The organism is Symploca atlantica LB2515, from assembly GCF_052546295.1.
This window is the reverse complement of sequence record NZ_JBQWMT010000001.1, coordinates 3,785,878-3,810,832: the sequence shown is the minus strand read 5'-3', so window position 1 is coordinate 3,810,832 and position 24,955 is coordinate 3,785,878. Positions and strand designations below refer to the sequence as shown.

The following is a 24,955-nucleotide window of genomic DNA, read 5'->3' as shown; positions in this document are numbered from 1 at the left end:
TCTGTGTTTGGATTATACATTGGTCTACAGGAAATGACTACTCAATTCCGGAGCGAAAGACATAGCGTTACAGACCTCAAGATTCACTTGGTCTGCGTGACTAAATATAGGGATGAGATTTTTAGTGGTGAACAGTTGAAATTAATCGAAGAAGTATTTCGCCACGTAGCAACACAGATGAACTTTCAAATTCTAGAAATCAGTGGTGAGAACGAACACGTACACGCATTGATTGAGTATCCACCAAAGCTCTCTGTATCGAAAATTGTGAATGCTCTAAAAGGTGTCTCAAGTCGTCGTTATGGACAGGCTGGCTTTAAAAAACCGCACGGCAAAACAGCTTTGTGGAGTCCCAGCTATTTTGCCGTGTCTGTTGGTGGCGCTCCTATTGAAGTGCTTATCCAGTACATCAAGAATCAAGAAAAGCCGTCCTGGAAGGACGGGGCTTGAATCCCATATTTTTGGTCAAATCATCCTCACTCTCTAATTGTTTAAAAATTAAGAACTGTAATAATTATCCATCGTAAGCGCTACAAAATCGTGATATTTGAGTCACTAGAGCACTTTTTTGGTAATTTAACCGTAAAATTGGCGACAAATAATTTACTGTTCAGTTAGAATTTAGGTAGGTTGGGAAACTGACCTTTTTCTCAAAATTGCCAATATTAAGAAGATCAATCGTATCTTCTTGATGTGTGACAGCAAGAGTCAATTAAACCAAATATAGAGTTTATAGGGGATTAACCATGAATAGTACACTGCCAGTTTTGAACTTAGGTGATACTGGTGAAGCTGTTAGATTATTACAGCAGCTTTTACTGAGTCTTTTCAACGCTGGTTTCATTGGCACCAAAGTTACTTTTAATGCAACCTATGATGTGTTAACAGAAGACGCGGTAACAGATTTTCAACAAGCGTACAACACAAAAAGGGGAACTAGCGAGTTAGCTGTGGACGGATTCGTTGGTAAGTTGACTTGGCGTGCTTTAGGGGATGCCTTATATAACAAGTACAATTGCTAATTAGTGCTTCGCTCCGGCTTGACAACTTCTTGCTAGTAACTAAATAGATCGGTATAAGGAAGGAAAGTTTTGGTGTGAGAAAGTGTATTCTGTTGAAGAATTTTATGCTTTTTCATACCAAATCTAATCTGCCTGTTTAACTAGTTGATAATGGACTTAATTTTTGGTAACTCGACAAACTAAAAAAGGAGGAGTAATATTCTCCTCCTCTTGAGCTTTAGTTTTGAAAGTAACTTCCTAAGATCACTCTTGAGATTAAGGAAGTTTTCTGGTTGTGTATGTAGGAAGAGTAAACTTTTTCAGAGATCTAGATTGGGAAACTAGCAACTTCCTACTCAGCTTGAATCCAAGCCTGGATCGTCTCAATAGAAAGATCGACAGCAGGATGATTAAATATTGCCCTCAAGGCTTCAATTCCACCTACTTGGAGGGCAGCGCGTAGGCGTTTTTTAAGAAGCAGATTGCTATTAATTTCTTGCTCAATAGTCTCTCCCACAACAATCTGTTTTTGGACTTGAGCTGTAGTGAGGTTTGTCCGCTTTAGTTGTTCGAGCAGTTGATGAACTGCAATCGCGGCTTCAGCGATATTGTTGGCTGGTCTTTTGTAGTAATCAATATCACTTGCTCTTTGAATTTCCTCAAAGTTTCCAGTAACACGGCCCTCAAATTCGGCACCACGGAGATTATAGGTAGGCATTTCTGAGATATGCATGAGAGTCTGAGCAAATCCATCTAAGTTATGTTTCAAAGGCTTGGTAAGCTTCTCCGGATCAGATAGAAGAGATTTGGCAGTGGCATAGTCGTAGGACTATGAAAACTTTCGCTTTGACAAAATACAACAATCTGGGTGTAAACAGAAGTGCGATGAGTTACAACAAAACCCTCCTAGCACCTCCTTCAAGTTCCCAAACCGTGATTGATTGCAGGAAAGTATTCGACACCAAGGTAGAAACAGTTGAGCGAAGGGAAGGCGAAATTACTCTCGAAGGGTACTGTATAACCTCACAAAGCCTTGACACAATGATTAAGAATTCTTGCCTGAGGGATTAACTTAATAATTTAGAGGCAAGATTTGAAACTGACAAGCTTGTCTATATTCAAGAATCAAGCTATTTTACTCACTCCCGTAAAACCTTGAGAGGTAACATCAGTAAAGACTCCAGAGTCTCACAACTTGCTAACTTACCTGTTTATTGTTACCTTCTCAAGAAGGGATTACACTGAACGGAGCTTTGGGCAAAACACTCAATCAAATAACTTCAACGTGTACCCTGCTTACCAACTTGCATTTCAAGGTCATCTCTTCGAGTTGGGTAGCATGCACCAGAATCGAAAAAGTGCGATTCCATTGGTCTGCGGCGCATTCTTCTGTTCACTCCCTACAACATTCTACCGCTATTTTCTAGAGAAGCTATTCGATGCAGCCTAAATAATTATTATCCTACTCTTTAAATTCTCCCTTAACCATAGGTCAGTTGCCATCGGTCTTTTGGCAGAAAGTGCCGCAAAGCCTCCTTTGTTGATAGAACCTGTAAAGAACTATATTGCCTAATTTTCAATCAACTTATGACCTTAATCATCACCAACGACGACGGGATAGACGCCCCCGGTATCCGGGCACTTCAGAAAGCTATCAACGGTGAAGGCGTAATTGTCGCACCTCAAGAGCAGTTATCGGGATGTGGTCATCAAGTAACTACTAGTCACCCGATTCAAGTCCACCGGCGCTCGGATAATGAATATGCGATCGCAGGCACCCCAGCTGATTGTACTCGTCTGGCAATAACACATTTACCTTATGATGTCAAGTATGTCCTTTCAGGAATCAATGCTGGTGGCAATCTCGGTGTTGATGTTTATATCTCTGGGACAGTTGCTGCTGTGCGGGAAGCTGCGATGCACGGTATTCCAGGAATTGCCATCTCCCACTGGATCAGAAGACCCTTAGTGATAGATTGGGATGTTGCCGCACGTTGGACGGCTGGTGTCTTAGCCGATTTACTTAATCGTCCGCTAACTCCTGCAAGTTTCTGGAACGTCAATTTGCCTCATCTAGAAGCTGGTTCCCCGGATCCAGAAATAGTCTTTTGTGAAGCGAGTACTCAACCTTTGCAAGTCAAGTACCGAGTGGAAGGCAATGAATATTACTATGAGGGAGAATATGCCAAGCGCGATCGCGCTCCCGGAACTGATGTTGATCTTTGCTTCTCCGGCAAGATTGCTGTTACTCAAATTCAACTGTAAAGAGAAAAGAGCGCTAATCATCTAGGAACTCCCCGCTATCGTGATACCGAATAGCGGGGGAGGAAATCAAGCAGAGGGTTGTATATCTTGATTTTTCAGGGGCGATTGACAGTAATTGTTGATGTCTTCAACTAACTGACTTTCGCCACTGGTAGCTGCTTGCAATGCTTGAATCGCCAATTCAGCCTCAGTGCGATCTTGGCGATTAAAAGCAACAACAAAATCACGAGCCGCCTTACCAGTATCCTGATACATTTTCACAAATTGCGATTGGTAACCTTGTAAAACTGGATCGGTGAGGTAAACTCTTTCGAGTTCGTGAGCATGATGATCCATGTAATTAGCTGCGATCAGCATTAACTCAGTCTCGGAAGCCTGTTTTCCACCATGGGCCTTGTTAGTGTCACTAACTGCATCATTAGCAATATTAATGATTTGATGGCATTGAAACAGTTTTGATTGATGATCTGGTTCAGCTGCTTGGGCAACAATCTGTAAACTGTAAGCAGGAATGCTCAGTAGCACTGTTGTTGACACCACTAGCCATTTATTCGTCATTATTGGAAGATTGGGCGACAAAGAATATTTTTCTGGAAATGTGTTTATTGTGGCACTAACTTTATAAAGTATTTATGTGCAACAGAAGAAAAATTTAAAAAATGCATGAATATTTCCAATTAGCAAGGTCTTAATAACTGACAAACAGCTATCAAGATAATTTTTACTGGAAAAGCTATTGACAAATCGCTGGTCTTTAATGGAGTCAGACAAGTATTGATTAACAATACTCGGATCTGTAATCTAGCTCTAGAGACAATACTCAGCACTTGATTAAACAATCACTCTTGTACAATGCCTAAAGGGTGAGTGGAACTAAAGGATATATATGCGGATTTTAATTATGGGTGGCACCCGGTTTATCGGGGTCTATCTCACGAAAATTCTCGTGGAACAAGGTCATGAAGTGGTGTTGTTCAATCGCGGCAATAAACCGATGACTGTGCAGGGGGTCAATCAAATTCATGGCGATCGGCAAAATGCCTCTCAACTCAAAGATAGATTATCACCAGAAAAGTTTGATGCCATCTTTGATAATAACGGTCGTGAACTCAGTGACACTCAGCCTTTAGTGGAGATTTTCCGAGATAGAGTGCAGCATTTTGTTTACATGAGTTCCGCCGGGGTGTATTTAAAGTCAGACCAAATGCCCCATCGAGAAGCTGATCCCGTGGATCCTAAAAGTCGCCACAAAGGTAAGCATGAAACGGAAGCTTACTTGAGGGCGCAGGCTGTTCCGTTTACAGCAATTCGACCTACTTACATCTATGGTCCTCATAACTATAACGATTTAGAAGCCTGGTTTTTTGACCGTATGGTGCGCGATCGCCCGATCCCCATTCCTGGCAATGGTATGCACATCACCCAGTTCGGACATTGTCAAGACTTAGCAATCGCCATGGCGGCAGTTTTGGGCAATCAGCAAGCAATAGGGCAAATTTATAACGTTTCAGGCGATCGCTACGTTACTTTTGATGGCATTGCTCGCGCTTGTGCTACTGCTGTTGGTAAATCGGCTGATCAGTTGCAGATTGTACACTACGACCCGAAAAAATTTGATTTTGGTAAACGCAAAGCCTTCCCGATGCGGATGCAGCACTTCTTTGCCGATGTTCACCAAGCAATGAACCAACTAAATTGGCAACCAAAATATGATCTTATTTCTGGGCTCAAAGACTCATTCCAAAATGATTACTTAGCATCTAATCGTCAGGAAGCCGAGGTAGATTTCTCTTTGGATGACGAGATATTGGCAGCAACTTGAGGCCAAACGTAAATTACACCAGAGATCAAAGTTAGGGCAACAGATGCCCAAAAGATAGCTAGAGAGGGACTTTTCCAAGCGTTGGGGGTTGGCGCAATTAAAAGAGCGATCGCAGCAATCTGACTCACGGTTTTCAGTTTACCCCAGATATTAGCTCCGCTAATGCCACTCTTGCCTGTCAAGTTAGGATTAACACGCCAACCAGCAATTGCTAACTCCCTCACCAAAATCAGAAAAACACCCCAAGCTGGTATTTGACCCAACTCAATCAAGGCTAGTAGTGGAGCCAGAACTAGGAGTTTATCAACTAATGGGTCAAGAAATTTGCCTAAATCTGTAACTTGGTTAAGTTTTCGAGCTAAATAACCGTCTAACCAATCTGTGCCAGCGGCAATCAAAAATATTACCAAGCAGATCCAGCGTCCCTGAATCGTTGGGTTATGCAAGCCGTATAAAATGAATGGCAAACCTAGTAGACGAGAAAAGGTAATCCAATTGGGTAGATTCATTGACTAGAGGAGTTGCGATGACAACGGAAAATTAAAATTGAGAGACTAATCAATTTTTAATTTTTCTTGCTTAATTGCCCACTCCCTAAAGGGATAGTTAATGGCTCCTGAAATTTTTGACGGGTTCTGGATAAGAGGATCTCTAAATACCAACGCATTCGTTCTTGCTGTTGACCATTTGGGCGATATAACTGATTAGCTTCCTGAGAAAATAGTGGCTTAGCGGTAAGTTCCGAATAATGCCGATTTTGCTTTGACTCTTGAGATAACCAAATGGATTCCTTGAGAGGCGGCACCAAGCCATCTGGTAGTTGACCTTCTAGCAAGCTAACCAAACGCTCGTAACAAGATTCTGTGTTCAGACCGCGACGCTCTAGTTGTTGCATAATTTCTTCAATGCTGTAAGCCGTAGGTTCCATCTTCCCTGGGGTTGCGCCGAAAGCCCGTAGAATTTCCGCCAGCAGAAAATAGTCGCTATACTGTTGCCGAGAGCGATTTAAAACTTGAGGATAGAAAGGTAAACTTGCCAGTCCAGCGGCAACCCAACTACCGGTGGGTGAATCAGCGTTCTGGATGATGCTAGCTTTAGGTAATTTTTGCTGTAGCCACTTCTCCAATCTTCCTAAAACAGCAGTACCACCAACACATAAGACTTGAGAAATTCTTTTGTCTGATATTCCGGTGATTACTATCAGGGCATTCAGTTCTCGATTGAGTTGCTGGATGAAAGGTAGGACAACATGAGATTCTACCTCTTTGCGTTTGACTCGTAACTGGTCAGTACCTAACTCAAGGGTGAATTCTTCTTGAGTTTGTAGTGTCAGCTTAAGCTGTTCACAAGCTTGGAGCAGCGCTTGCCCTAAGGAAGAACTTTGCAACAGTAATGCTAGGCGATCGCGTTTTTGCTGATCCGGTTGACCTGGTAGCGGCAATTGTAGCTCACGGCTGAGTGAGAGTCGTTGGCGCTGCTGCTCAGACAGTCGGGGATATAGCAACTGACAGAAGATATCTTGGTCTAGGGCGTTGCCTCCATAAGCCAAACTACTGAGGCTAAAGTCGCTGTGGGTTAAGTTTTGCAGATTATCAGGCAAATCGACCAAAGCCAGTTCTGTTGTAGTTGCACCAGCATTGATCACCAAAGTACCACCCCGCCGCAGAGTCAGAGCTGAAGGAATTGGAGACTGGAGAGGGGAGAGGGAGAATTCTTCTGAGGAAACGGAGTGATTTTGTGGTTGATTAGTCGGTAAATTTGCTGCATCAGTTGTTGGTCTCTGCTGAGCTGCTGCTGTTGGTTGCTGTATGCTGTGTATCCCCAGTCCCCAGTTCTGATTTGCGGCTCCTAAACCAGCCAAAACAGTGGCGATCGCATCCTCTAAAAAGAATACCTGCTCTGGACGCCTGACCAATTCAATTGCCAGCAAGGCTTCTCGTAAGTTGAGGCGGTAGGTATCCCCCCAAGATGCTGGAGAGCCAACAACCACTCCTTCAAGTTGCTCTAAGGCAAACCGAAGGGTTTCTAACTTCAGACCAACTGCTCCCAGCTTTAGTTCTGCATCGTGCAAGGCATTAGCGGGGGTAAGCGTTGCCAGTAATGCCTGCAAAGCTTGTTGCAACCAGTAAAGGGAAACTAACTCTCCAGTATGCACCTGCAATTTTGGTTCCCATTGATCGTGCTTGGGAAGATAGTAGGGAATGCCAAGATTTAAGTAGGGTTTAAAGTTTTTTAGGCAGATGCCCGAAGGGTCATTTTTCTGGGAGGCAGCCAAGAAACCCAGGGAAACGGGTGCTAAAGACATCGTACTGGTACAGACACGAAATCTGACTTTGGGGCGATTGGCGACTAGTGTTCTCTCCTTGCTAGATGCTGAGCGCGAACCCATTGCTAATGGCTCTTTACTATGAGCTAGTTCCGAGCAAATCAATGTCGGCAAACGGAAGAGTACCTCGCCAGAATTTTTAGCTGCTCCTGGTGAATTCAGAGTTGTTAATTGATCCCCAGTTATCCCTACTTCTTGTGACCAATAGATGGGGTATCTCTGACCAGTGGAGTAGTTCAACAGAACAGCCGAGATACCTGTAGTACCTAAGTCAATTCCTAAGTACCAAACAGCGTTATTGGTATCCACCTGTGGTTTTTGTGATTGTGCAGGCATTAACTATTTATCTGGTAGATGCTGATTTTGGATATATTAAGCCTTTTTCTTGACATTTGTGTTTTAAAGGCAAGCTATATCTGGACAACTGAAGATTTACGAATTCGCTTCTGAGTCTGAATTATAAGTTTTCTGGTCTGGTTGCTCTGAGTTTAAGGATTCAGCTTGAGGTAAGTCCTGCTCACCGTTAGATGGCTCTGACGGCTGTAGCTCCTGTTTTGAGCTGCTTGAGCCTTCTTGGAGCGACATTTCCGTAAAACTTTCGTCATCAAGAGCAATTTCTTCCTGTGGCGTGGTTAAATCTCCTCCCTCGGAGGGGTCTAGCTTTAGTATTTCTGAGGGGAATAAATCTGGCTCAAAATCTGACTCAACTGATTCGTGTGACATCGCGGCAAAATTGTCTGAGTTCTCTTCTTCCGTTGTTGCTCCGGTTAGTTCTCCGGAAGAAGACGAATCTGTTGAGGTTGCTTTTTGGGAACTATGCTCTTCATCCGACCAATCTAAGGGAGAGAATTCGTCATAGTCTTCCGCCAGTAACTCTTGTAAATAAGATTGCTGAGCCTGAGTTTCTGAGGGTTGAGGGGTAGATAGTTGGCTATGATGTCTCGGTAATTCCTCTGCTGTAAAACGCTGAGATTGAGGTTCTCCGAATCTATCGAGGTCTTCGGTAAGTTGCTGTAGTGTGTTTTGAGCAAACTGTATTTCTCTATTGGGCTTACTACCTAGCTGATCTTCTGGCAGCAAGTCTACCTCCGGTGGGACTATTTCATATTGCTCTTCCATCAAACTTTCTTGAAGTCCATTCTCTGAGATTGGGTACTGTATTCCTTGCTCGGTTGTCGTCGCTAGTGATTCGGCAACTGGCGCTGAAGTGCTGCCAGTTAAGCCCATTTCCTCAAATAAGTCTGTCAAAGCTGTAATCTTTTCAACCCCTTCAGGTTCTCTAGCAGTTTCGCTAGGGGATTGCCCGTTGGTTTTGGGTTCGTCTACTTGGTCAATTTTAGATAAGTCTGTATTTCTAGCTGAGGTAGGTTTTGAATCTGTTAACAACTCGGACTTAGTCAATTCTGCCACTGAATAATCGGGAAGCTGTTCAGGGTTAACCGAATCGTCTGATGCTGAGATTCCCGTCAACAAAACCTCTGCAACTGGAGAGGAGGGGAAATTTACTGAGTCTAAATTAGATACTTGCTCTTGAGTTAGTTCAGCAAGATTCGCTGTTTCCTCGATAGGTGCTGAGGTATCTAAGTCAGCTTCAACTGGAGCAGTTTCCCTAGAGTGAGTAAATTCTGATGCATCTAGATCTGCTGCATCCCTGAAAGACTCTTGACCGAAAAGACTCTCGTACAAGTCATCGATTTCTTGAGAGTTTTCTTCAGGAGTTTCTCTTCCTTGACTCTGTTCTAATTCAAGATTGAGATCTTGATTAAGATCTTCAAAATCTAGCCTTTCAAGGATTTCCCCTTCTGAGTTCGGGCTTTCTGGAAAACTGTCTTCTGCCGTTGGGTCAAATGGGGCTGTTGTCTCCTGTTCTTTTGTACCAAGGACGGTGTTTTCCAGTTCGGCAAAAAGTTGCTCCGTTGTTAGGATTGGTTCCTCTGTCGGGATGAAGGTTTCGTTTTCGGGGAAGGTGTCAGGTATTGTTGTTTGGCGATTAGCTATCGGATTGGTTGGAAGATCTAGGGCAAATGGTGGCAGTGAGGAGGGTGTTGAGGTTTCTTGTCCCAAATGCTGTGCCAGATGATCTACCAAGGCCTGGATCAGTATCTCCCCATGAGAACCCAAGCTATACATCTTGGCGATACCCTGGGATAAAGATTGCTGATAAGCTTCTAGATTACCTTGTAGGGTTTCAAAGATGAGCCTTTGGTTGGTGTCCAGGGTTCTCAAGAGTTGATCCGAGTGTGCTTGCATCTGCTGTAGCTGCTCTAGGCGCTCTTGTGGTGACATCACAGAGCTGCTGTTACCCGGATGAGTCGCTGGTGTGATCGCTCCCCTTGTGGCGTCGTTGCTCGCCAAATTAGCTTGCCAACTCAAGAAAAGTTCTTTTAGTTGTTGCTTCAAACTTTCAGCACAATGGCTGATTAATCTTTGGGAAAAGTCTGAAACAATCTGTTCTTGTACTCTTGGCAGTCGGGATGAAGACTCAATTGGCTGCCTTGTACTCTCTAATTGCTGAATTTCTTTGAGCAGAGCGTCTCTTTGTTGGCGTAAATCTGCCAATTCTGCCTGTAAGGGTTCTCTCAGTTCAGCGCGCAGAAAGTTAATTTCTTGAGTAACCTCTTGCACAATCTGTTGTGCTTCTGTTGATAGAGTTCTTGGCTCTAAGTTTTCTATCTCTAATGGTGGAGTTTTTAGAGAAGCCAAGAAGCTGCGTACTCTCTCCAGGATACGGCGATACTCCCCAAGATCAAGAGGTTTAGACCAAGGGAGGCGGGGGCCAGTCTTGGGGAGAATGGTGTCAATATCAGCAATGAGAGATTGAATATCCTGTTGAGAAGCCACTTTGGAACCCTTGACTAGAACAAGTGCAGCGATAAAGGAGTAAATGTGATTCCCCTGCCTTCAATGTTAAATTGCTAGAGCGTCTAAGCCCAATAATATTCCTAGATATTATTGTGAACACACCTGAATCTAATCCAGTTACTGGTGGAATATTGTCCGTATTTTTAGCAGAATATTCTAGTACCCAGACTCTAGCAAAGTATTGGTAGCAACCTATAGCCTAGGGATATAGGCAAAGAGTGCTAACGAGCAAACTATTGCCTAAAATTGTATTGAACCCCAAGAAGCAGCTTCACTTTTCATCTCTGTAGCTAACAAATGCCACAGAAGTGCGTCTAGCCGGGCGCTGTTTTCCCCGTGTTTAGTGGTATGCTCCAATACCCTGGCTATTTTACGAGTTGTCTACATTCAGCTACAATTATCTCACGTATTTGATACATTTAGGTCACGATTGCCTCAAGTTATACAAGGATTAATATTGTTAGCTATTGCAGGTATTGCCGATGTGGTGGAGTTTTTCAAGGCAGCAAACAAGGGCGAATTCTGCCATTCTGGCTTCTGGGGAAAACTTAGTGAGGTGTCCGTGACAGAAATATTTAGTTGTTTAGACTGTGGCTTTTCTCGGTGGAAAGGGGAAACAGCCAGCTTCCTCAACTTCTTATTGGACAGTTGATCATCTATCTGTCCACGGCGTTTACAATTTGCTTTGGCTTGATGGAAGATCGATACAGTTCACAAGAAATGAACTCTAATTTTAATGAGTTGATTTGGCAGTCTCCTTTATTTGCTGGCTTACCAGAAGCTACGGTGAAGCAAGCAACTTGTCATGTTGTCACCCGTAGCCACCCTAAAGATCGAGTAATTTTGCTGGAGAATGATTGGGGTGGTTCTGTGTACTTTATTTTGGAAGGTTGGGCAAAGATTCGCACCTACAACCTAGAGGGCAAAGAGGTAACTCTCAATATTTTGGGCAAAGGAGAAATCTTTGGTGAGATGGCGGCGCTGGACGAGGTTCCTCGTTCAACGGATGTGATTACCCTAACTCCAACAACAATTGGCAGTATACCAGCCCAAGATTTTGTCCAGTTAATTCATAACGAACCCCTGGCGGGTGTCCATTTGTGTCAACTGATGGCAAAGCGCTTGCGTCAAGTCAATCGACGCCTTCGTTTGCGCGAGTCAGATAGTATGTCGCGTGTTGCAGACACTTTGTTATTTTTGGCAGAGGGACAAGGCAAATTAAAACAACAGGGAACTGAGATTCCCAACTTAGCCCATAGAGAATTGAGTGCCCTCAGCGGATTGGCGCGGGAGACAGTAACAAGAGTACTTACCAAATTGGAGAAAAAAGGGCTGATTAAAAGGGACAATGACATCATGTTTATCCCTGACGTGCTGGCTTTGGAACGAAGTATTGCTTAGGCTTTGAATGCATAGCTTCAGCCACAATATAAGAGCGACTATCACCGAGCAATACTGCCCTGGGGAGTCTCGCTTCAGCATCTAACTGCACGGGCTGTTATGTTGAAGATCACTCCATATCTGACTAAATCTGCATGAGCGATTCTTTTGAGGAGACCCCAAATTCTCGTCGTGATCCTTCTGAGGAAACTAAAAATCAGCCGATAGAATCAGCATCTGAGCTAGATAGTAGCAATTCTGGTTCAGCTAATGAGGTTGATTCTAAAACTCAAGAGCCAATTTCAACCTCAGACAGTGACCAGTCTTTTCAGCCACAAGGGAGAAAGCTGCCGACTAGCCAAGCCGAACTCAGGGATAAATCCAATAGTTCTACCAACGAGTCTCTTCTCCCCAAAGGGGTAAAGCCAAAGCCGGAACCTCCCTTAGCGATGGTGGAAACAGCTTTTCTTGCCAGTACCGCTAGCTTAATTTATCTGATCAATTATTACTTTCCTATCGGGCCAGTGTTGCGGATGTTTTTCCCACTACCCATTGCCTTAGTTTACTTACGGTGGGGAAACCGGGCATCTTGGATGGCGGCACTAGTTTCGGGATTACTGCTATCAGTACTTATGGGACCAACCCGCAGCATCCTCTTTTTTGTACCCTATGCTCTCATTGGTGTGCAACTGGGAGCTTTATGGAAACGTCAAGCTGGCTGGGTACTCTCCATTACTACTGGCACCCTAATTGGTACATTGGGATTCTTTTTTAAGTATTGGTTGCTCTCAATTTTGGTGGGTGAAGACCTCTGGGTTTACGGGCTGAGTGTAATTACACAGTGGCTAGATTGGCTATTTGTAAAGCTAGGATTTTTGGTAGTACCGAACTTACTAATGATTCAGGCCCTCGCTCTACTGATGGTTATTGTTAACAACATAGTGTATTTATTTGTGGTGCACTTAGTAGCTTTACTGATGCTCGACCGCTTAGGTAACCCGATTCCCCGACCACCCCATTGGGTGCAAGTTTTACTAGATTACTAAGTTAATCCACCTTTAACTTGCATATTCTTCAAGCATGATTACGATCTCTACCCAGCTGAGACAAGGACACCAATGGTTGCAGCAGTATCAGGGATGCTCACCAGTATTCGCTTGCATTTTAGGATTTACCGCCACCGGTTTAATACCTGGCATTTCTGCTGCTGGTGCTCAGCCCAGTGATCGCCAATATACAGCGATCGCCGATGCGGAATTTTTGCTCAACGGCGTCGGTTCTCAGCCCCGATATCCTTTACCACCTTTACAAGTTGGGGTATCGCCTGTGATCATTTCCCGTGCAGTTCTTGAGGCGTTCAACCTTCCCATCTATCTTTTTAATGCTGGTTTACCTCAACCCCCAGCAGTACCAGCAATTGACTTAGGTGGTGTCCCAGCCGGGTGCCTCAGTTCCGGAAAAGCTCTGCCTCTTGAGACGGTGAGGCATTTGTTTGAGCAGGGCTTAAACTGGGGAGAACAGCTAGCTAGTGCGGCAGATGGTAGGTATCTAATTATCAGTGAGTGCGTTGTGGGGGGTACAACAACCGCCCTTAGTGTTCTCACAGGTCTAGGTATTGCCGCTACTGGCAAGGTTAATAGCTCTCACCCAAGCTGCAATCACGCTCAAAAGTGGCAAATTGTGCAAGCCGGATTACAACAGTCAGGATTGGGGATCGGTTCCCTCGTTGAACCCGACCAACAACCACTAAGTTCAATATCCGGATTAAGCCCTGCGACAACCCCAGGTAAATTTCCGGCTATGCCAGCACCTTTGCAACTTCTTCAAGAATCCCCCACCTCTGCCATTGACCCTTTAGAACTAGTAGCAGCAGTCGGCGACCCAATGCAAATTGCGGCGGCAGGTATGCTGATTGCTGCCAGTCGTAGCTGTGGTGTCTTGCTGGCAGGTGGCACGCAAATGTTAGCCGTTTATGCCTTAGCAAGGGCGTTGGTGTTAACTATGAAGCAGTGTTGCTCTGCTACTCAGGGAAAACGCCCTCCCTTCGACCCGAGTGAGAGTAAGACATTAATCCAGCCTGGTAATTCAGCAACCAAGTTACCACTAAACCTAGCTCAGAAGTACTCTCTAGAATGGCGACCAACACAAGTTGTTGTGGGAACGACTCGTTGGGTGGCTGAGGATCCTAGTGGTGATACGGTAGGATTAGCCCAGGCTGTGGGTAACGTGCCTTTATTGGCAACAGATTTAAGTTTTACCGCCTCTCGCTATCCACAACTAAGGGCCTACGAGCAGGGATTTGTCAAAGAAGGTGTTGGTGCTGGCGGATGTGCGATCGCAGCTCATCTTTACCAGAGCTGGGATCAATTTGAGTTACTTAGTGCTATTGAAACTTTGGTAGACCGATATTATCAAGATTGAGGCTAATTGCTATAAAGTTGCCCAGGTATTTGAGGAGTTTGCTGAGAATTTCTGAAGCATTACCTCCAGATTCTGAAAATCTTTAACAAAGGTGAATTGTCATCAAAAAGCAGCCTTGACTACGACTAGCTGCTAAGACTTCTATTAACACAATTACTTCCGTTAGTCTCCTATCTCGTGCCTAAGTGAGCGAAACGCCAAAGGGAGATCCGCTCACTGAAAGAAAGCCATCACCATAGTCTTTATTTGGCGCTGGTAGAGTTATCAATATCCATTGCACAAGTCACACAGTCTGTTCTTCTTCTAGTATCAAGTATGCTTCAGCTTTGTTTAGCAGGTGTTTAGCGATACCAAGTCTCAATACAGGGGAAAATTTTGTAGCAGTATTCTTACAAACCCTTGGCTAACTTTAGGAAAACTCCCTCTAAAAAGGTAGAGTTGCTCCTTTATTTCCAGATATCTAAGACTGTTCTGAGTACTTAATATATGAGGAAACTTAAGAGTGGATTCTCCGAGCTAGCAACTGTTCTTCCAAAGCAGCAATCCGATTGTAAGCCGCTGTAAGTTGGGCAGTAAGACGTTGGACTTGAATCTCAGGAGACAAGGAATTTTCCCCACTGTGATAAGAACCGTTAATTTCACTGTTGTTATCACTCAGGATGTCTTTATGTTCCATCACTGATTTCAAAAAGCTTTGGTTCTGATAATAGTGAGGCCTCGAGTTTGTAGCAGAGATACAGTGATCCGAGTTGGGAGAGGAAGTCTGTTCGCTGTGTGAGGCAACTTCTGAGATTTGGCGACTGAGTGGCTCAACTAATTGGTAGAGCGCATCGACTTTATGACTGAGAGCAACGATTTGCTGTTGAACTGCATCCATGGGATTTCTAGTTACCATAAATAACTTATTTCATTGTTATGCTAATCAATTTGAAGTGAAATTAACGTTGATTGCGGATTCATTTAACTATTTGAGCAAATGAGGAGATAAGCAAACCGTTAACTCGTCTGTTGTCTAGCCAATTAGACGTCATAGATTTAGTAATTGAGATTCTTTCTTAATCCTTGCTAAGAAAATGACTGGTCATGGGGTACTGCCAACTCAACTTAATGGTTCTCTTGAGAACACCTGGTGCACTTTGGTAGAAAGAACTCAGCAAACGACAAGATCTGTCTTCGTACCTTTTTCTTCTCCCTGATCTGGGATTAAAAACAAAGACACACTACTGAGAAAGATCATCTTTCCTAAGTAATGAATCGCAGTTTAACACTTAAATGTTTGTCAAGCATGCCTGTGTGTAGATATGCTAAGATTATCCTCTAGATTATTATCGCAAAAACCTTATGTAGGTTCTGGCAGCTCGTGCTGAGAATTTTCGGGTGAGTAATTACTCAGCTTTTGCCTCAAGAATTGATCAACTACCTAGTGGATCCTCTACACAAAGACTTTAGTTTTAAGGCACTCTACACCAAAAGGAAACCCCCTAAAAATCTCAATGAAGGCAGAATCTCCAAGTACTTGCAATATCTCTACTGTCCGTCTTTAGAACTGGGAGTATAGATCTCGATGATCAAACGAAGATCATTCCTCTTGGGTGCTAGCGCCCTAACTCTGGCTCAACTAGCTTCAGGCTGTAGCCCTGGTTCACAAGTATCCTTAAGGGTGCTGGTTTTGCAAGATTCGCTCCCAGTTCAACTATTGGATGAATTTCGTAAACAATCCAAGCAAAAGATCACACTCGATTTTGCTCCAGAAAAGCAATTACAAGATTTATTCTCAAGGCTGGAAATCTGGAAAGAGCAAGGGCACGAACCAGGTGTTAAGCCACGTTTCTCATTACCTTGGGCTAGATCTAAAACACCAGTGATTGCTGACTTAGTGACATTAGGAGACTACTGGTTAGCAAAGGCAATTAGAGAGCAACTAATTGAACCCTTGAATCCAGACAAACTTACCCAGTGGAAGCATCTACCGCCTCTCTGGAAAAATTTGGTGAAACGGAATTCAGAAGGTGAACTAAAACCAGACAAAGAGGGTGTTATCTGGGGTGCACCTTACCGTTGGGGTAGCACTGTGATTGCCTACCGTCGCGATCAATTTGAAGCTGAAGGCTGGAAACTCCCCTCAGACTGGAGTGATTTGTGGAATCCGGAGCTACGCAGGCGTATTTCTCTGCTAGATCAACCGCGAGAAGTCATCGGTTTGACTTTGAAAACACTGAAAGAATCCTATAATACTCAGGACTTAGATCAGGTAGCTTCTCTGGAAGAAAAGCTGCTGGCACTGCATAAACAAGTCAAATTCTACAGTTCTGATAATTATCTAGAACCCCTACTGTTGGGAGATACTTCAGTTGCTGTTGGTTGGTCTACTGACATTGCCCCCTTTTTACCCCATGATCGCCGTATTAGCGCCGTAGTTCCTCGCTCAGGAACGGCTCTCTGGGCAGATTTATGGGTGAAACCAGCAGAGGCTGCTAACTCCAGTGCTGCCGAGATCGAGCATCAATGGATCGATTTTTGCTGGAAGCCTCAGCAGGCTAGAGAAATTTCTTTATTGAGTATGGCAGCTTCGCCAATGTTCCCAGAATTCAATCCAGGGGAAATAGAGAGGCTGCTTGTACCAAGGGGAGACGTTCTTGAAAATAGTGAATTTCTTGAACCTTTGCCTCCGTCAACAGTTGAGCAGTACCAGCAACTTTGGCTTAAAATCCGCCATTGCACTAGCTATTCGCCAGGTACATGTAAATTATCTTGACCAAGAAGATTGGCAGATTCTAATTGTGCAGTCAGTTGGAGTTTGACTATAGTCACAGGTGTAGCTTGCTAGGGGTAGTCCCTCTTGATTGAATAGCCCAACATCGTACTGATAATCTCTAGCGACGGTGCCAAACTTATTGACGAAGCTATACCTTCCCAAATAATCCATCAGAGTCCAGAGTTGACGATTGACAAACAAATACAGCCTTTTTTGTTCTTTATTGGCTACCCAAGAGTTAATCAGTTTGCCATCAAATTGATTAAATTGCTCTTGTGCCCACCAAAAACTAGGGTCTGTTAGTCCTTTTTGGGAAATCTCCTGAGGTGTTACCAGAGCGTCTTCCTGGGGGGGTTCAGCCTGATCAATCGGGGGTTCTATCTCTGATATTTGTCTACAAGTATCTGCCGCCGATGGCTCTTGTGCCAATGCTAGTCGAGATACTAGAAGAAACAACACACTTGCCAACAGAACGGATCCTGATACCCATGGGGTAAATTTTGACCCAAGGCTCATATTTTTCAGCCTTGCCTACAGGTTAGTTATATTTTATCAATTTTGCTGGGAAATTCCTGAGAGCTTCTGGACAAGACAACCAGTAATAGTTCTTGGATTAGGCAAAACATGGTTCTTTGGCTAGAAGTTTTAATTCCAAAGCCGACGCTTGGGAGGGCCTTCCAGGCGCTTGTGGGTGTCACTCAGTAGTGCTGGAATATCTAACTGTTCAGGGCAACGAGGTAGGCACTCACCACAGCTAGTACAGCTATCACCCTTGATACCAGGAAACCAGTGACCAGCATTGCCGAACATGGCATAGCGGTATTTACTAAAATCAGTCATGTCGTAAGCAACAACCAGATTGCGCAGCCGCAAAACTTCTGGAATATTGATCTTTTCTGGGCAAGGCAGACAAGCGTAGCACTGGCTACAGTGGTCAGTTCCCAAGGCATCAATCGCTTGTGTCTCCAAACGATTTAGTGCCTGTACTTCCTGAGGTGTCAAAGGTTCATCGTGGTCAGCAACCCTTAGAGGTGCCTTTAGTTCTGTGGGATTAGCCGGCCCAACGCTAAGAGTGTTAATGCGGCGATCGCTCAACAAAAAGCGATAGTTAAGTTCCAGTGGGGAAAAGGGATGACAAAGCATCTCCAGCTTTGGGGGTGGGGTGTATAAACGTCCTCCCTTATCGGCTGGCGAGATAATGAAGATGCCCAGATCCTGTTTCTGGGCTAAGTCAATTGCTACGCTGTTACGCTGGAAGAAGTAATAGTAATGCAGGTTGACAAATTCAAATAAATCGCTGTTGATTGCCGCTAAAATTACATCCAACTGAGCGTGAGTAGAAAAACCAACGTGTTTGACACGACCATCAGCGATCGCTTCTGTTACAGCTTGCATACAGCCACTGGGGGACTCGATCCACGCGAGATGCTCCCAGCTATTAATGCCATGAATTGCTAAACAATCTAGATAGTCGAGCTGTAGGCGTTCTAGGGACTCCTCTATCCACTGACGCATTAACTCAGCACTGGGTGTTGGTGGTAGCTTGGTTGTAACGTATAGCTGCTCTCGTGGTATCGGTAACTCTGTTTTGAGGATATTACCCAGATATTGCTCACTTTTACCGTAACCCCTGGCAGTTTCCAGATGGTTGATGCCTTTGGCTATCCCCTGCAGCACTGTCTTTCTAGCATCTGACTCAGAAGTCAAGCAGCGCATAGTGCCTAGGGAAAATACCGAAAGTAACAGATTAGTTTTCCCAAATCTGCGGTAACGCATTTTTACTTATTGACTTCAGGTTCTCAGCCTTCAGCTTCCAATTCTTCGACTCAATATTTAGAGGTTACCAGATAAGATTGGTGCTACCTGGAGGGTCAAAATTCTGAAAAAACTCCATTTTTTGACACCATCTCTAGTATCACTTTCCTCTTTGAAAACTGGCTTCTGGTGAAGACCTTAGAGAATAGCTATTGGGAATTACCCCGATCAGCTAAAACCCAAAAGCTATGCTCTACAATCTCTATCCGGAAACTCTTTGTTGCAAAACCCAGTTGTTCGGGTGCTAGGCCTCGCCGCTTTTGTATCCCCGACTCTGAACGAAATCTTCGGGTCGGATGTTGGCGACAAACTCTTTGAAGGCACGCCTTTCTTCTTCATCTGCGTCTCGGTCAACTGGGATAGAGGCATCGGCCACTACTTCTTCCATCACCCAAATTGGGCTACCAGTACGCAAGGCGATTGCGATCGCATCACTGGGTCTGGCATCAATTCTTTTCTGAACTTCACCCTGACGAACCGACAGGATAGCGTAGAAAGTATTGTCCTGAAGCGAGTGAATAATAATTCGCTCCAGATTCATGTTCCATTCTTCGAGAAGGTTCACGAAGAGGTCATGGGTTAATGGTCGGGGTGGTTTTTGTTTTTCTAAAGCACTGATAATTGCTTTCGCCTGATCGTGTCCAATATAAATTGGTAATGCCCTACGGTCTAAGGCATCTTTGAGCAACACAATCGGGTTGCGCGTTACCGCGTCTAATGCAATTCCAGCAACTCTCATTTCAATCATCAGCTTAGCCTCTAGAACAGGATAGGCATCGGGGAATCCAAGCGAAAGCGGTAAACTACTAATATAAAGATTGCGACTAGAACTTGCCATGCAAGAGCCTTTCTAATCACTTTAATTGTTTAACCGTCAAATCAATCCTTGGGGAACCTGAGCAAGTCGGGATCAACAAGGCTATATTCTCCCAGTATGCCCCAGTCTCAGGAGGTTTAATCTGGGACTTTACGAAAAAAACATACACCAGTGCTGGATCTTTTGCTACCAGCCGCCCATTGCCAAGGCAAGAGGAGTTGAATAAAAACAGTGTTTACAGGACTAATTCAGGCTCTGGGAACGATTCAATCACTAGGAAACGACCGTTTTGACATATCCTGCTGCGCTGGTTCCTCAGATGAGATTTTACAGGATTTAGCGATTGGTGACAGCGTAGCAGTTGATGGCATCTGTTTGACGATAGAAGAAGTCTTACCCCAAGGTTTTGTGGCAACAGCTTCTGATGAGACTCTGCACCGCACAACCCTGGGACAGCGGCAAAATTCTGCTGCCTACGTCAATTTAGAAGCCTCTGTACGTGTTGGCAGTAAGCTAGGTGGTCACTTCGTCACTGGTCATATTGACGGCATTGGCTGTTTAAGTGAATCGTTACAAACCCCTAATTCTTGGGAGATGTACTTTCAAGCACCAGCATCTTTTGCTGACCTCTGGAAGCAGCAAGTTTCCCGCTATCTGATCCCCAAAGGCAGCATCGCCGTCAACGGCGTAAGCCTCACGATTGCCGATTGTGATTCTCAAGGCCAGTGGTTCAAAGTGGCAGTAATTCCCCACAGTTATTCCCAGACGAATCTGAGCCACTTACCAATTGGTAGCTGGGTAAATCTAGAGAGCGATATTTTGGGTAAGTATGTCGAGAAGTTGCTGGGTAATCAAGTAGCAACATCTGGCTCCCTAGATGAGATTTCCCCCTCATTTTTAGTTGAGCACGGCTATCTTTAAAAGTTGCAGGTTAATCTGCTCAAAGTCCAGAAAAATGGTCTGAATTCCTAAGCTTCTAACCTGCAACCTGTTAAGGTTATAGCCTTTAACCTCTAGCTCAAGATTCTGGTTGCGTATTGTTCTGCACCAGCTTGAGAGCTTCAATAAATTGAGCCATAGAATACTCTAAATGAGCTCCTGCATCGACCGCTACCCAGCCTTCAGAGGTGCGGTGACGCCATTCAAAGTGCAGATGGGGGCCGGTAGAGTTTCCGGTGCTGCCGACGCGACCAATTACAGTTCCTTGTTCTACCCACTCGCCTGGTTGGACAAAGACTTCTGAAAGATGTCCGTATAGACTTTCTTGCGTCTCTTGCTCATGGCGCAAGATGACTGCAAGACCATAACCACCTAAGAAGTTGGCAGTTTCTACCTTACCAGGAGCCACGGCAATAACCGCTGTACCCTGTGCAGCCGCCATATCGGTACCGCTATGGAAGTGGTAATAACCGAACATAGGATGCAACCGCCAACCAAAGCTAGAGGTGATAGAAGCTGGAATTACCAGAGGGAAGATAAAGCTAGGTTTTTGATCACCAAAAATCCCTAGTGGTCGGCGTGCGAACTGTAAATAAGCCAAATCCGCTGGCTTGAGTGTACCCCTGACAGAATAGGCTTTAGATTGAGAGCGAGCTGCCGTCAACTGTCTAGTAGGTCTAGCCTTTTTCAGTGCTCTTAGGGGAGCTGACTTGACTGAGGTTGGGGCTGATGCCTGGGCTTTCGTAAGCCGTGCCAAGGCAACCTGCCGAGGTTTGCTCGACGAGCCAGTTCTAGAGTTAGCCGTTTGGTGACTAGGTGCAGCCGAACCACAAACTCCACTGGCAAGTTGTCCATTGCTGGAGACGGTGCTACAGCCAGTTGAGCGTTCACTCAGTACTACAGTCGGTTTGCTGTTACGGGTATTATTGCCAGCAGCGTAATTGGTACGGTCGATGAAGTTGCCCCTGGGAGCAACTGGAGTTTTAGCCGTCTCCTGGATTTGATCAGGATTAAGAATAACTTTTGGAGGTTGTGCAATAGTCGAGGTACTAGGTGCAGATATATTGGGTGCTATCACTGGTTTTTTGCCAACAGCGTTTGAGGGAGGTGGCCCTGCTACACGCACTGGGATGTTAACAGAGGGCTTCTTGGCTGCTGGTGAGTGTACTGGGGCCGCAGCTGTGCGACTTCCGGGAGTACTGGCAGAGGGTTTCTTGGCTGCCGGGGAATGAACCGGGGCTGATACTACTGGTACTGCTGGGGCGGTTTTTTTTGCCACTGGAGGGGCTACTACTCGGGCTGGTAGAGGTACCGAGGTTTCGGGTACCACAAACGACTGTGGAGCAGCAGGGGGTTTGGGAGTGGCTAAGGGTGCTGTTGCTGTTGCCGAGGTTGTTGGTGGGGCTACTTTGTCTGTAGATGACTCAGTTTGTGCAACAACTATACCGTTGCTTAGGAAACTGAGACTGCAAATTGCCCCTACTCCCAGGAACAGCCGAGGATTTCGGTAAAAGATGCCTAAAAGGGTGCCACCAGACGAGGTTTCTTTTCTAATTTCTGACTCACTACTCATCACTCACCTTGATAGGGTTTTTTGGAAAGTCGAAGAATTTTGCTCAATAACAGTACTCAATCAATACCAAATTAACTTTGGTTAGGTCGTGGCAAGGATTACCATTAATAACCAAGATTGATTGTACCGGGCTTAAGAAAAATTTCCTTTAACGGAACGGGCGCTGATACTTGATCATCAGCGGAAGTTGCTTGTGAGTGCAAGCGCACTTGCAACTCCCCGGTAGGTTTAACACCTGTTATAACTCCAGGTTTTCCGTTCACACTGACCTGACGCCCCTGGCTATCTAGTAGCTTGAGGTAAGAAGGAAGCAAGATGCCTATTCCTTCTTCTGACCAATGTTGATATCCGGATATTAGTCCTTGTATAACAATTGCAGCTAATATTTCCAAGGAAAACACTGGTGAATATAATTTTTCGTTAAAAAAGGACTGCAAATTAATACCAGGTTCAGGCACTCGGTTGCAGAAGTTGATGCCAACACCAACGACTGCTTTGGTAATTTTACCTTGCCGCACACGGGTTTCGGTCAAGATACCCCCTAGTTTACGCCCACCCAAAAGAAGGTCATTAGGCCACTTCAACAGAACAGGAATGTTGTAAGCTCTTAAAGCTGTAGCGATTCCCCAAGCACTACACATAGTTAGCTGAGCGCTATTGGTAACCTGGAGATTGGGAGTTAGAGCCACAGACAAGTATAATCCACCAGGTTCTGATTGCCATTGCCGTCCCCACTGCCCTCGTCCCGCTGTTTGCTTTTCGGCAATGACGACACTTCCGGCTGTTGCACCCTGGTTAAGTAATGACCACAGAGTTTGGTTAGTCGAAGCAAGGGTTTCAAAGCAATGCAAAACCACTCCCTGGGGTGGTTCTCTACCAAGGAGTGGGGTTTGAAGAGGTAAGTTTTCTTTAACCGAGCGTTGAGCAGATTTAAACTTTTGGTGGTTAAATTTCACTACCCTGACTTAAGCTAACCGTTGACTTTCGTTAGCTTAGATCAATTCGTACAAATTATTTACCTGGATTCGACGTCTAGCTAGAGGTCTTGATTTTGGCTGCTTCCTGAGAAGTTCTATTTCTACCGGTGGCGTCAAACTCTGTATGAGACCACTGCAACTGAGTTCTCTAGACGGTAATTTATCAAATCTGAAATGTTACTCAAACCTTCTTAAATTCAGTTGAATAGAAAAACTAAAAAGCAAAAGTACTACGACCACTTCCGCGGGTATCATCATCATCTAGCGTAGTTGCTTTTTTCAATACTTCTGAGAACATCACAATTTTGACAGATACCTCAGATAGCCCACTAATTAAGCTAGCAGAAATACTAGATAGTGCTGATTTGCGCAAAAAAAAATTCCTAGCCATTTTTTACTCCTTATTAGTTGTTTTTAGCCAATAAACCTTTATTTACCTAGGCAGGCAAAATTAGTGACAAAGGTCAGCTAAGTCATCTTTAAAATCTGATAACAATAGCAACTCTTTGTACTGCTAATGACTGATATCACTATCAATCTTGCTGGAAATATGTCAGATAAGTAAATGCAAATCCCTTTCCACCTAGAATTTAATTGCTGTTCAATCTCCAGGCAGTTTTATTCCTTTAATAAATACTTTAATCATTTTTTTTTAGTATGGCTAGGCAGTTAACAAAAGCTTCACACAACTAACCTCTAGATCAACATAATAGCAAAGCCAACAAATTACCTCTTTTAAAGAAACTAGTTATAAGGGCTGTTGAACTAAACCAGTCTTTCCCTAGAGGAGTAGGAGTTCACGAAAAGTCGGCATAGAGCATATCAATAATGGTTTTAAACTATTGAACTCCAGATTATGGAAGAATAATATTTGACCAGAGTTTATTAAAAACTTATCAGTCGTATGTCAAATTAAAAGATATCTATATAGATAGATGTAAAACTTGTTAATCAATGTTGGGGTCAGAAGGCAAAAATCTAATTCCCAACAAAGCGAAATATCGCTATTAAAACTAGTGGGAAGAGTTTTACTCAACAAGTTATTGAGTATCTTGATGATTGGTGCTGAGTGCTAGTTTTCTCTAAACCCTTTTGATCAGGCTAGAAAGTACAGTTCAAGAGCGATCGGGAAAAATTCAGCTACCCTGGATCTGTCAGGCACCGATAAGAATCAAAAAACGAGAAAGGGACTTTTATGCACACTTGGCACTGGCAAACCTGGGAAGAACTACCTTATTTGACCTGTAGCCTGCTCAAGCCTTGGAATCACGGCTTTTTCACTCAACAGTTTTCCCCCCGCACTCCTTGCCAAATTGTTACAGCGCTTCAAGCTAATGCCCAGGCATATCAAATCAGGCAAGTGCACGGCAACACAGTACTAACGCCATCAGAGATCAACAACGCTGCCAGTACGGCACAAGAAATTAAGCAGTCCCTAGAAAGAGCAGCCGCCGATGGTATCTTGACAGAGCAGCCTCAGCAGGCAGTATGGGTTTGTAGTGCTGACTGTACACCTGTACTGATTGCGGACGAGGAGACGGGACAGGTAGCAGCAGTGCATGCAGGTTGGCGGGGTACTGCCTCCCGGATTGTACCGAATGCGATCGCCAGATTTCTTGAGTATGGCAGCAGTATCCAGAACTTGCGCATTGCCATGGGACCTGCAATCACGGGCGAAGTTTATCAAGTATCAGAGACAGTAGCTGCCCAAGTTGGGGCTAGCATCGTATCCGCAGATCAAGCTGATTCAACAGAATCCATTATTAATTTATTGCAGCAGTTACCCCACTCACCTATCCTTAATGATCCACAACCAGGACATGTGCGTTTAGACGTGAGGCGTGTGAATAGTTTACAACTCGAACAACTAGGCATTCATTCAGAACAAGTAGCGATCGCGCCTCACTGCACTTACCAAGAACCCAAGCTTTTCTTTTCCTACCGCCGCAATAAGCTTAAAAAAGTTCAGTGGTCAGGTATTGTCAGTAACTAAAGGTGATGA

Annotated in this window: 23 protein-coding genes; 11 read left to right on the top strand and 12 right to left on the bottom strand. The window is 44.4% G+C overall.

All coding sequences use genetic code 11. The features are described from left to right. Window positions 1–33: 33 nt before the first annotated feature. Together tnpA and ACT7WV_RS15825 are read left to right on the top strand one after the other, a co-directional pair. Window positions 34–450 (top strand): IS200/IS605 family transposase, encoded by a 417-nt coding sequence (tnpA, locus tag ACT7WV_RS15830; RefSeq protein ID WP_445105625.1) that lies wholly within the window; start codon window positions 34–36, stop codon window positions 448–450. 296 nt (window positions 451–746) lie between these two features. Beyond that, window positions 747–1,022, top strand: a complete 276-nt coding sequence (locus tag ACT7WV_RS15825) for a peptidoglycan-binding domain-containing protein (protein ID WP_445103799.1) — start codon at window positions 747–749, stop codon at window positions 1,020–1,022. 331 nt (window positions 1,023–1,353) lie between these two features. Here the strand turns inward: ACT7WV_RS15825 and ACT7WV_RS15820 are convergent, their stop codons facing one another. Beyond that, the gene (locus ACT7WV_RS15820) at window positions 1,354–1,770 is read right to left on the bottom strand and encodes a hypothetical protein (RefSeq protein WP_445103798.1); all 417 of its coding nucleotides are present in this window, start codon (window positions 1,768–1,770) and stop codon (window positions 1,354–1,356) included. Between the two features lie 818 nt (window positions 1,771–2,588). Here ACT7WV_RS15820 and surE point away from each other — a divergent pair. Next, window positions 2,589–3,266 carry a 5'/3'-nucleotidase SurE gene (gene surE / locus ACT7WV_RS15815; protein WP_445103797.1) on the top strand — a complete coding sequence of 226 codons (678 nt, stop codon included), beginning with the start codon at window positions 2,589–2,591 and terminating at the stop codon, window positions 3,264–3,266. Between the two features lie 66 nt (window positions 3,267–3,332). On the opposite strand, the gene ACT7WV_RS15810 is transcribed toward surE, so the two are convergent. Further along, window positions 3,333–3,824 carry a hypothetical protein gene (locus ACT7WV_RS15810; RefSeq protein WP_445103796.1) on the bottom strand — a complete coding sequence of 164 codons (492 nt, stop codon included), beginning with the start codon at window positions 3,822–3,824 and terminating at the stop codon, window positions 3,333–3,335. A 328-nt stretch (window positions 3,825–4,152) separates the two neighbouring features. On the opposite strand from ACT7WV_RS15810, the gene ACT7WV_RS15805 reads away from it, so the two are divergent. Further along, window positions 4,153–5,088 carry an NAD-dependent epimerase/dehydratase family protein gene (locus ACT7WV_RS15805; protein WP_445103795.1) on the top strand — a complete coding sequence of 312 codons (936 nt, stop codon included), beginning with the start codon at window positions 4,153–4,155 and terminating at the stop codon, window positions 5,086–5,088. Here ACT7WV_RS15805 and pgsA read toward each other — a convergent pair. The 3 genes from pgsA to ACT7WV_RS15790 all read right to left on the bottom strand — a co-directional run bounded on the left by pgsA (window position 5,034) and on the right by ACT7WV_RS15790 (window position 10,255). Further along, complete coding sequence (gene pgsA / locus ACT7WV_RS15800) at window positions 5,034–5,597, bottom strand: CDP-diacylglycerol--glycerol-3-phosphate 3-phosphatidyltransferase (protein ID WP_445103794.1); 564 nt, start codon at window positions 5,595–5,597, stop codon at window positions 5,034–5,036. The genes ACT7WV_RS15805 and pgsA overlap by 55 nt on opposite strands. Before the next feature lie 56 nt (window positions 5,598–5,653). Further along, window positions 5,654–7,750, bottom strand: a complete 2,097-nt coding sequence (locus ACT7WV_RS15795; protein ID WP_445103793.1) for a hypothetical protein — start codon at window positions 7,748–7,750, stop codon at window positions 5,654–5,656. Between the two features lie 96 nt (window positions 7,751–7,846). Further along, window positions 7,847–10,255: a hypothetical protein gene (locus ACT7WV_RS15790; RefSeq protein WP_445103792.1), complete on the bottom strand. Its 2,409-nt coding sequence runs from the start codon at window positions 10,253–10,255 to the stop codon at window positions 7,847–7,849. A gap of 364 nt (window positions 10,256–10,619) precedes the next feature. Here ACT7WV_RS15790 and ACT7WV_RS15785 point away from each other — a divergent pair, with 364 nt between their 5' ends. From ACT7WV_RS15785 to ACT7WV_RS15770, 4 genes are all read left to right on the top strand, one after another. Beyond that, window positions 10,620–10,928 (top strand): hypothetical protein, encoded by a 309-nt coding sequence (locus ACT7WV_RS15785; protein WP_445103791.1) that lies wholly within the window; start codon window positions 10,620–10,622, stop codon window positions 10,926–10,928. 41 nt (window positions 10,929–10,969) lie between these two features. Further along, window positions 10,970–11,677 carry a Crp/Fnr family transcriptional regulator gene (locus ACT7WV_RS15780; protein ID WP_445103790.1) on the top strand — a complete coding sequence of 236 codons (708 nt, stop codon included), beginning with the start codon at window positions 10,970–10,972 and terminating at the stop codon, window positions 11,675–11,677. Window positions 11,678–11,811: 134 nt separating this feature from the next. Next, window positions 11,812–12,702 carry a DUF2232 domain-containing protein gene (locus tag ACT7WV_RS15775; protein ID WP_463424175.1) on the top strand — a complete coding sequence of 297 codons (891 nt, stop codon included), beginning with the start codon at window positions 11,812–11,814 and terminating at the stop codon, window positions 12,700–12,702. A 34-nt stretch (window positions 12,703–12,736) separates the two neighbouring features. After that, a complete protein-coding gene (locus ACT7WV_RS15770) occupies window positions 12,737–14,077 on the top strand; it encodes a nicotinate-nucleotide--dimethylbenzimidazole phosphoribosyltransferase (protein ID WP_445103789.1) in 1,341 nt (446 codons plus the stop codon). Between the two features lie 496 nt (window positions 14,078–14,573). Here ACT7WV_RS15770 and ACT7WV_RS15765 read toward each other — a convergent pair whose 3' ends face one another. Next, on the bottom strand, window positions 14,574–14,972 hold the full coding sequence (locus tag ACT7WV_RS15765) for a hypothetical protein (protein WP_445103788.1): 399 nt from the start codon (window positions 14,970–14,972) through the stop codon (window positions 14,574–14,576). Between the two features lie 669 nt (window positions 14,973–15,641). Here ACT7WV_RS15765 and ACT7WV_RS15760 point away from each other — a divergent pair. Further along, window positions 15,642–16,832, top strand: coding sequence for an extracellular solute-binding protein (locus ACT7WV_RS15760; RefSeq protein WP_445103787.1), 1,191 nt, complete (start codon window positions 15,642–15,644; stop codon window positions 16,830–16,832). Here ACT7WV_RS15760 and ACT7WV_RS15755 read toward each other — a convergent pair. From ACT7WV_RS15755 to ACT7WV_RS15745, 3 genes are all read right to left on the bottom strand, one after another. After that, window positions 16,824–17,348: a hypothetical protein gene (locus ACT7WV_RS15755; protein WP_445103786.1), complete on the bottom strand. Its 525-nt coding sequence runs from the start codon at window positions 17,346–17,348 to the stop codon at window positions 16,824–16,826. The two genes, ACT7WV_RS15760 and ACT7WV_RS15755, sit on opposite strands and share 9 nt — an antisense overlap. A gap of 129 nt (window positions 17,349–17,477) precedes the next feature. Beyond that, window positions 17,478–18,608, bottom strand: a complete 1,131-nt coding sequence (locus ACT7WV_RS15750) for an aldo/keto reductase (RefSeq protein ID WP_445103785.1) — start codon at window positions 18,606–18,608, stop codon at window positions 17,478–17,480. Between the two features lie 283 nt (window positions 18,609–18,891). Further along, on the bottom strand, window positions 18,892–19,395 hold the full coding sequence (locus tag ACT7WV_RS15745; RefSeq protein ID WP_445105666.1) for a bifunctional nuclease family protein: 504 nt from the start codon (window positions 19,393–19,395) through the stop codon (window positions 18,892–18,894). 300 nt (window positions 19,396–19,695) lie between these two features. Between ACT7WV_RS15745 and ribE the strand changes: the two genes are divergently transcribed. After that, window positions 19,696–20,385 carry a riboflavin synthase gene (gene ribE / locus ACT7WV_RS15740; protein ID WP_445103784.1) on the top strand — a complete coding sequence of 230 codons (690 nt, stop codon included), beginning with the start codon at window positions 19,696–19,698 and terminating at the stop codon, window positions 20,383–20,385. Window positions 20,386–20,482: 97 nt separating this feature from the next. On the opposite strand, the gene ACT7WV_RS15735 is transcribed toward ribE, so the two are convergent. From ACT7WV_RS15735 to ACT7WV_RS15725, 3 genes are all read right to left on the bottom strand, one after another. Continuing rightward, window positions 20,483–21,976: a M23 family metallopeptidase gene (locus tag ACT7WV_RS15735; protein ID WP_445103783.1), complete on the bottom strand. Its 1,494-nt coding sequence runs from the start codon at window positions 21,974–21,976 to the stop codon at window positions 20,483–20,485. 104 nt (window positions 21,977–22,080) lie between these two features. Next, complete coding sequence (locus ACT7WV_RS15730) at window positions 22,081–22,932, bottom strand: biotin--[acetyl-CoA-carboxylase] ligase (protein ID WP_445103782.1); 852 nt, start codon at window positions 22,930–22,932, stop codon at window positions 22,081–22,083. Window positions 22,933–23,167: 235 nt separating this feature from the next. Further along, window positions 23,168–23,344 carry a hypothetical protein gene (locus tag ACT7WV_RS15725; RefSeq protein WP_445103781.1) on the bottom strand — a complete coding sequence of 59 codons (177 nt, stop codon included), beginning with the start codon at window positions 23,342–23,344 and terminating at the stop codon, window positions 23,168–23,170. 804 nt (window positions 23,345–24,148) lie between these two features. Here ACT7WV_RS15725 and pgeF point away from each other — a divergent pair. Continuing rightward, window positions 24,149–24,946, top strand: coding sequence for a peptidoglycan editing factor PgeF (gene pgeF / locus ACT7WV_RS15720; protein WP_445103780.1), 798 nt, complete (start codon window positions 24,149–24,151; stop codon window positions 24,944–24,946). Window positions 24,947–24,955: the final 9 nt, after the last annotated feature.